The organism is Streptomyces sp. NPDC005899, from assembly GCF_040629645.1.
GTDB lineage: Bacteria > Actinomycetota > Actinomycetes > Streptomycetales > Streptomycetaceae > Streptomyces.
On record NZ_JBEXWB010000042.1, the window covers coordinates 22768 to 30104 of the forward strand.

The 7337-nt window shown below is 73.3% G+C and carries 6 protein-coding genes; 2 read left to right on the forward strand and 4 right to left on the reverse strand.

All coding sequences use genetic code 11. The features are described from left to right. Nucleotides 1-106: 106 nt before the first annotated feature. A complete protein-coding gene (locus tag ABZ371_RS08440; protein ID WP_358675323.1) occupies nucleotides 107-2266 on the reverse strand; it encodes a RecQ family ATP-dependent DNA helicase in 2160 nt (719 codons plus the stop codon). 396 nt (nucleotides 2267-2662) lie between these two features. Here ABZ371_RS08440 and ABZ371_RS08445 point away from each other — a divergent pair, with 396 nt between their 5' ends. Beyond that, a complete protein-coding gene (locus tag ABZ371_RS08445; protein WP_358675326.1) occupies nucleotides 2663-3304 on the forward strand; it encodes a hypothetical protein in 642 nt (213 codons plus the stop codon). 88 nt (nucleotides 3305-3392) lie between these two features. Here ABZ371_RS08445 and ABZ371_RS08450 read toward each other — a convergent pair whose 3' ends face one another. From ABZ371_RS08450 to ABZ371_RS08460, 3 genes are all read right to left on the reverse strand, one after another. Continuing rightward, on the reverse strand, nucleotides 3393-4022 hold the full coding sequence (locus ABZ371_RS08450; protein ID WP_358675340.1) for a hypothetical protein: 630 nt from the start codon (nucleotides 4020-4022) through the stop codon (nucleotides 3393-3395). Nucleotides 4023-4092: 70 nt separating this feature from the next. Further along, complete coding sequence (locus tag ABZ371_RS08455) at nucleotides 4093-4803, reverse strand: ribonuclease HII (RefSeq protein ID WP_358675329.1); 711 nt, start codon at nucleotides 4801-4803, stop codon at nucleotides 4093-4095. A gap of 114 nt (nucleotides 4804-4917) precedes the next feature. Continuing rightward, nucleotides 4918-5535, reverse strand: a complete 618-nt coding sequence (locus tag ABZ371_RS08460) for a TetR/AcrR family transcriptional regulator (RefSeq protein WP_358675331.1) — start codon at nucleotides 5533-5535, stop codon at nucleotides 4918-4920. A 195-nt stretch (nucleotides 5536-5730) separates the two neighbouring features. On the opposite strand from ABZ371_RS08460, the gene ABZ371_RS08465 reads away from it, so the two are divergent. Then, complete coding sequence (locus ABZ371_RS08465; RefSeq protein WP_358675334.1) at nucleotides 5731-7284, forward strand: MFS transporter; 1554 nt, start codon at nucleotides 5731-5733, stop codon at nucleotides 7282-7284. Nucleotides 7285-7337: the final 53 nt, after the last annotated feature.

Genomic DNA, 7337 nt, shown 5'->3' on the forward strand with positions numbered 1-7337 from the left:
CGACGGCCGTGCGGGTCCTGCCGGCGCGCGGACGGGACCTCCTGCCGGCGCGCGGACACGACCTCCCGGTGGCGCGGGCCCCGGCGTCGACGCGGTCCGCCGGCCCTCATCCAGCCGCGGCGAGCACCAACGGCAGGACCTGTTCGCCGCCCGCCTGACGGAGCAGGCGGGCGGCGACGGCGAGGGTCCAGCCGGAGTCGGTGTAGTCGTCCACGAGCAGGACGGGGCCGGGGGCCCCGGTCAGGGCGCCGGCCAGCTCCCCGGAGACGGTGAACGCACCGGAGAGCGCCTTGACACGCTGCGCGGAATTGCTGCGGCGCGCCGTGTGTCCGCCCTCCGGCCCCGAGTACGTCAGGGTGCCGAGGAAGGGGAGGTGGCCGACGGCCGCGATCCCCCGGGCGAGGGAATCGACCAGCACGGGCCGGGTGCGGGACGGCACGGCGACGACACCGACCGGCCGGGCGGCGGGGTCCTGGACGCCCGGCGCCCAGCCGCCCGGGGACCGGGCCCAGTCGGCGAGGACCGACACCGCGGCCCGCAGGACGTCGTCCGGGACGGGCCCGTCCTGTGCGTTCTCGGCCAGCAGGGGGCGCAGCCTGTTGCCCCAGCCGATGTCCGAGAGCCGCCCCAGGGCGCGCCCCGTGGAGCACTGCTCCTTCGCCGGGATGCGCCCCTTCAGGCTGATGCCCAGTGCGGACAGGCCCGTCGGCCACATCCGCCGGGGCTCGACCTCCACGCCGGGGCGGTCCAGCTCCTTCGTCGCCCCCGTCACCACCTCCGCGGACACCGAGGAGGCGGCCCAGGGGCCCGCGCAGTTGTCGCAGCGGCCGCACGGGGCCGCCTCCTCGTCGTCCAGCTGCCGCCGCAGGAACTCCATGCGGCACCCCTCCGTGCTCGCGTAGTCCCGCATGGCCTGCTGCTCGGCCGCCCGCTGCTCGGCCACCCACGCGTAGCGCTCGGCGTCGTACTCCCACTTCGCCCCCGTGGCCGTCCAGCCGCCCTTCACCCGCTTGACCGCGCCGTCGACGTCCAGCACCTTGAGCATCGACTCCAGGCGGCTGCGCCGGAGGTCCACCGCCGCCTCCAGGGCGGGGACGGAGAGCGGCCGCCCGGCGGCGGAGAGGGCGGAGAGGGTCTGCCGGACCTGGGCCTCCGGCGGGAAGGCCGTGTCGGCGAAGTAGCGCCAGATGGCCTCGTCCTCCTTGCCCGGCAGCAGCAGCACGTCGGCGTGCTCGACCCCGCGGCCGGCACGGCCCACCTGCTGGTAGTAGGCGATCGGCGAGGACGGCGAACCCAGGTGGACGACGAAGCCGAGGTCCGGCTTGTCGAATCCCATGCCCAGCGCCGACGTCGCGACCAGCGCCTTGACCTGGTTCCGCTGGAGGTCGGTCTCGGCCTGGAGCCGGTCCGCGTTCTCCGTCTTGCCCGTGTAGGAGGCGACGGGGAAGCCCCGCCCGCGCAGGAAGGCGGTGGCCTCCTCGGCGGCGGCCACCGTCAGCGTGTAGATGATGCCGGAGCCCTGCAGCTCGTCCAGGTGCTCGGCGAGCCAGCCCAGCCGGTGCGCGGCGTCCGGGAGCCGCACCACGCCGAGACGCAGGCTCTCCCGCTCCAGCGGGCCGCGCAGCACCAGCGCCTGACCGGCACCCGTGCCCAGCTGCTCGGCCACGTCCGCGGTCACCCTGGCGTTCGCGGTCGCGGTCGTCGCCAGCACGGGTACCCCGGCGGGGAGCTCGGCCAGCATCGCCCGCAGCCGGCGGTAGTCCGGCCGGAAGTCGTGCCCCCAGTCGGAGATGCAGTGCGCCTCGTCGACCACCAGCAGGCCGGTCGTGGCCGCGAGCCTGGGCAGCACCTGATCCCGGAAGTCCACGGAGTTGAGGCGCTCGGGACTGACCAGGAGGACGTCGGTGGCGCCCTGCTCGACCTCCTCGTAGATGGTGTCCCACTCCTCCGGGTTGGCCGAGTTGATGGTGCGCGCCCGGATACCCGCCCGTGCCGCGGAGTCGACCTGGTTGCGCATGAGCGCCAGCAGCGGCGAGATGATCACCGTGGGGCCGGCGCCGCGCCGGCGCAGCAGGGCGGTGGCCACGAAGTACACCGCCGACTTGCCCCAGCCGGTGCGTTGCACCACCAGGGCCCGCCGCCGGTCCTCCACGAGGGCCGCCACCGCCTGCCACTGGTCCTCACGCAGCCGCGCCGAACCGGCCGGGGCGCCGACGAGCTCGGCGAGGATGGCGTCTGCTTCGGTGCGGAGCTCCACGTTGTCCATGCCCCCATGCAACCCGATGGCACCGACAGTCGGCCACTTCACCTCGCGTGACGCCGGGTCCGCCTCACCGGCCGCCCTGCCCCGCCGGGAAGGAACGGCGGGCGCGCCGTGCTCCGCGGACGGCGTCCACGTCACCGAACGTCACCGCCGCGACGGGCGGGCCGGCACCGGCACTGTCCCGGGACGCTTCGTACGCAGCCCCGACGGGCGGGGATATCCGTCGCATTCCATCCGATACCCGTCAGCCCTCCCAATTGCTCGTTGCCGCTCGCCTTCACGGCAGGAAGAATTGGAGCAGCTCCCCGCACGGTCTTCTCGCGGGCCCGGAAGGGCTGTGCCGCGGCGCGCCCTCACCCGACCCTGCCCGCACCGTGGGCGCGTAGCGAAGGGAGGACCATGACCTTCGAACTCGCTCCGTCCGCAGCCACTTCACTGTCGGCGTCCTCGTCATCCGCGGGCTCCGTCAACCAGCTCGCCCGGACGCTCGAACCGGCCGAATGGGCGGCGGCCGGCATCCCCCTGCTGCGCAGTCCGCGGGAGGTCGTCAGCGGCCTGCACGCACGGCACCGGCCCGATCCGGCCACCGCGGTCGTCGCGGTCCTCGACCACGACGAACGGCTCACCGCCAGTGCCTCGTTCGCCCGGCGGGCCAACGCGGCCGCGGACGGCTGGGAGTTCCGCAACGCCCTGCTGGCCCATCTGCGCCGGGTGATCCCGCACGACCTGCGCCGCCGTACGCCCGTGCGCACCGCGATCCTGCTCTACTGCCGCGACGGTGACGAGCGGTGGACGGAGGAGGACGGGGCGTGGATGTGGGGGCTGCGGGACGCCTGCACGTTGCACGGCCTGCGCTGCGGCGCCTACATCACCCTCACGAGCGGGGGCTGGCAGGTCCTCGGCGAGGGCCGGGGCGGTCGCCGGCCCAGTTCGCTGTCCCGGCCGACGGCCCTCGCCGAGGTCTCCGCCGACCACGATCCCGTACCGCTGCGCACGGGCGGCGGTGCGGCGGACGCGCTACGGCGGACCGCCGCACGCTGACGGCCCGCGCACGGCGGAGTACGCCCCGCCGGCAGGCCGAAGCGGGCCCCGGCGTCCCCCTAGACGGCCGGGACCCGCCACCGTCGGATCAGACGCCCGCGCCGAGCAGGGAGTCGACCTTCTTCGGGTCCCCGCACACGATCAGCAGGGCGCCGGCGTGCTTCCGGGCGGCGCCGAGCGCACGCGCGGTGCTCTCGTCGGTCCCGCCGTCGACCGCGACGACCACCACGGGGCGGGGCGCGCACTGGTCGGCGTTCGCCGCGTGGGCGAAGAAGACGTCGTCGCCGGACGCCTGCTGGGCCCAGTACGCCGTCTCACCGAAGGAGAGCTCGTGTGCGGCCCAAGGGTGCTGGTCACCCGTGGTCAGCACGAGGATGTCACCGGGCGCCCGACCGGAGTCGAGCAGCAGGTCGACGGCCTCGTCCGCGGCGTCGACCGCGCCGTCCGAGGGGACCGGGACCAGCTGGAGCTGCGCCGCCGCGCGCTCCCGCGGCAGCGTGCGCCCGGCCGGGCGGGGCGCGGCGGGGACGGGTGGGGCCGGGTGCGGGCGCTGCGCCGGAGGCGCGGGCCGCGCGGGGCCGGGTCCCGGGTGTCCGGGACGCGGCGTGGCCGCGGAACGCGGACCGGGTACGGGGCGAGGGGTCTGCGCGGTGCGGCCGGCGGCCGGAGTTGCGCGGGGACCCTGGGCGCTCTCGGGAATCTGAGGCTCCTGGGGGATGGAAGGCGTGAATGGTTGTCTGTCGGGCGCCGGCGCGGCGCGCGCCGGCCGGTCGGGAACATCCGTGCGGTCAGAAGTCGAAGCCGAGCTGGCCCCCGCTTTCGGGTGAGGCCGCCTCGGCGGGGACACGGACCTTCTTGAGGTGCTGCCACCGGGGCAGCGCGTCGAGGTAGGACCAGCTCAGGCGGTGATGGGGCGTCGGTCCCAGCTCCTCCAGTGCTGCCCGGTGCACCGGGGAGGGGTAGCCCGCGTTCGCGCCGAAGGCGAAATCCGCGTACTCCCCCGGTTCGGCGCCCAGTTCGGCCATCATCCTGTCCCGGTGGACCTTGGCGATCACCGAGGCCGCGGCGACCGCGATGCAGGACTGATCGCCCTTGATCACGGTGCGGACGTTCCACGGTGTGCCGAGGTAGTCGTGCTTGCCGTCGAGGATGACGGCGTCCGGCCGCACGGGAAGGGCTTCGAGGGCCCGGACCGCCGCGAGCCGGAGCGCCGCCGTCATGCCGAGAGCATCGATCTCCTGGGGTGAGGCGTGCCCGAGGCCGTAGCCCGTCACCCAGCTCTCCAGCAGGGGGGCGAGCTCCGCACGGCGCCTGGGGCTGATCAGCTTGGAGTCGGTGAGGCCCTCGGGGGGTCGGCGGAGGCCGGTGACGGCCGCGCAGACGGTGACGGGGCCGGCCCACGCTCCGCGTCCGACCTCGTCGACACCTGCGACGGTCCTGGCACCGGAGGTAGCGCGCAGTGAGCGCTCGACGGTGTGCGTGGGTGGTTCGTACGGCATGGCGCCTGCCAGCGTACGCCGATGGCTCCGGCAGCAACACCCCGGGGCCGCGGGCCGTGCCCGGCCGCACGCGGACGGGGCGGCGCGGCCGCCGGGCGGGAGGGCCCGGCGTGGTCAGGCCCGCAGGAGCGGCATCCCGACCTCGTCGATCATCCGGGCGATCTCGGCGTCCGTCCATTCACTACCGCACACCTTGGTCCGGTACATCATCATCGCGGGAATGACGTCGACGACCATGTCGCTGACGGCTTCCGGTCGGACCTCCCCTCGCCGGACACCCCGGTGGATCACTTCCCGGAGTACCCGCGTCGAGGGTTCGATCATGCCGCGGACGATCACCGCATGGAAGCGTTCGGCCGTACCGGCGTCGCATTCGTGAAGGACCGATCGCAGCGCGACGCCCGGCGCCGACCACAGGGCGTCACGCACCCTGCGGCACACCTCGTAGAGGTCATCCCGGACGCCACCGCTGTCCGGTGCCTCGTCGAGGGGAGGCATACCGGCCCGCAGGGCGTCCGCGACCAGGTCCTCCTTCGACGGCCAGCGCCGGTACACGGCGGCCTTCCCCGTACGCGCGCCGGCGGCGACCCCCTCCATGGTCAGCCCGCCCCATCCCACCGTGGCCAGCTGGTCGAGCGCGGCGTCGAGGATGGCCCTCTCCAGGACGGGCCCGCGCCGGCGCGCGGAGTCCGGCCGGGGCGGAGTGGGGGCGCTCGGGCGTGAAGCAGTCATCAACAGTTCTCCATCGGCGCGTGGAGCCGCACACCGCCGCGGGCCTGAGCGGACCCGTTGCCGGCGAAGAACGGACTCCGGACACATCTCACCGGCAGCAGCTTCAGTGAACGCTTGCGTTCACTAACGGGGACTCACTACCGTGGGCGAGACAGTGAACGGCATCGTTCACTGTCTCACTTGGGGGGATCCATAGTGACAACTTCTCCATCAGAAGCACGGACAACACCTGGTGCGGCCCGCCGGACGGGGCGTCCCGGAATCGCTCTCGCGGTCATCGCCGCCTGCCAGCTGATGGTCGTGCTCGACGCGACGATCGTCAACATCGCGCTCCCGCACATCCAGGAAGCGCTCAGCTTCTCCACCACCGACCTGTCCTGGGTGCTGAGCTCCTACACCCTCACCTTCGGCGGGCTGCTGCTGCTCGGCGGCAGGGCCGGTGACGTGCTGGGCCGCCGCCGGGTCTTCATGACCGGCATCCTGCTCTTCACCCTCGCCTCCCTGCTGGGCGGACTGGCCCAGGAGCCCTGGCAGTTGCTCGCGGCCCGTGCGCTGCAGGGTGTCGGCGGCGCGATCGCGTCACCGACCTCGCTGGCGCTGATCACCACGACGTTCCCCGAAGGGCCCGCACGCAACCGGGCGTTCGGGGTCTTCGCCGCGGTGTCGGCGGGGGGTGGCGCGATCGGGCTGCTGGCCGGCGGCATGCTGACGGAGTGGCTCGACTGGCGCTGGGTCTTCTTCGTCAACGTACCCATCGGTGTGCTCATCGCGGTCCTGGCACCGATGTACATCAACGAGTCGCAGAAGCACCCGGGCCGTTTCGACATCTCCGGCGCCACGACCTCCACCCTCGGCATGGCGTCGCTGGTCTACGGATTCATCCGCGCCTCGGAGGAGGGATGGCGCGACACCCTCACACTGTCGTCCTTCGGCGCCGCCGTGCTCCTGCTCGCCGCCTTCGCCCTCATCGAGTCGCGCGCCAGGGAACCGATCACCCCCTTGCGGATGTTCGCCGACCGGAACCGCTCGGGCACCTACGTGATCATGCTCAGCCTCGCGGCGGCCATGTTCGGCATGTTCTTCTTCATCGTCCTGTTCGTCCAGAACGTCCTGGACTACAGCCCGATCGAGTCGGGGCTCGCCTTCCTGCCCGTGACGGTCGCGATCATCACGGGCGCGGGGCTGTCCCAGCGGCTGCTCCCGGTGCTCGGCCCGAAGCCCTTCATGGTCACCGGATCGGCGATCACCGGAACCGGACTCTTCTGGCTGACCTTCATATCGTCGGACAGCTCCTACGCCGTCGGAGTCCTCGGGCCCATGGTGCTGTTCGGCTTCGGCATGGGGCTCAACTTCGTCACGCTGACGCTGACCGCCGTGTCCGGTGTCGCTCAGCACGAGGCCGGTGCCGCCTCCAGCCTGCTCAACGCGAGCCAGCAGGTGGGAGGTTCGCTGGGCCTGTCGATCCTGGTCACCGTGTTCGGCACGGCCGGCCGCAACGAGGCGGAGAAGCAGATACCGGCCTTCATGGCCCAGGCGACACCGGAGCAGAAGGCGGAGTTCGCGAGGACGCGGGAGCTGCCGGGACCGTGGGGGCACGAGGTGCTCACCCACAGCATCTCCACCGCCTTCACCGCGGCCGTCGCCATGGTGGCGCTGGCCCTGTTGACGGCGGCGCTGGTGATCCGGGTGCGCAGGAGCGACCTGGAGGCGCTGAGCGGGACGTCCGCCGCCGTGGGGGCCGGCGTCTGAGCGCCGTCCTCACCACCCGGTCACGCCCGTGCGGGCCGTCCCTGGTGGGGGAC

What these genes read in the sequence shown, in the direction of transcription:
- ABZ371_RS08445 (WP_358675326.1), top strand. Translation starts at nt 2,663, where the DNA reads ATGACCTTCGAACTCGCTCCGTCCGCAGCCACTTCACTGTCGGCGTCC.
- ABZ371_RS08460 (WP_358675331.1), bottom strand. Translation starts at nt 5,535, where the DNA reads ATGACTGCTTCACGCCCGAGCGCCCCCACTCCGCCCCGGCCGGACTCC.
- ABZ371_RS08440 (WP_358675323.1), bottom strand. Translation starts at nt 2,266, where the DNA reads ATGGACAACGTGGAGCTCCGCACCGAAGCAGACGCCATCCTCGCCGAG.
- ABZ371_RS08455 (WP_358675329.1), bottom strand. Translation starts at nt 4,803, where the DNA reads ATGCCGTACGAACCACCCACGCACACCGTCGAGCGCTCACTGCGCGCT.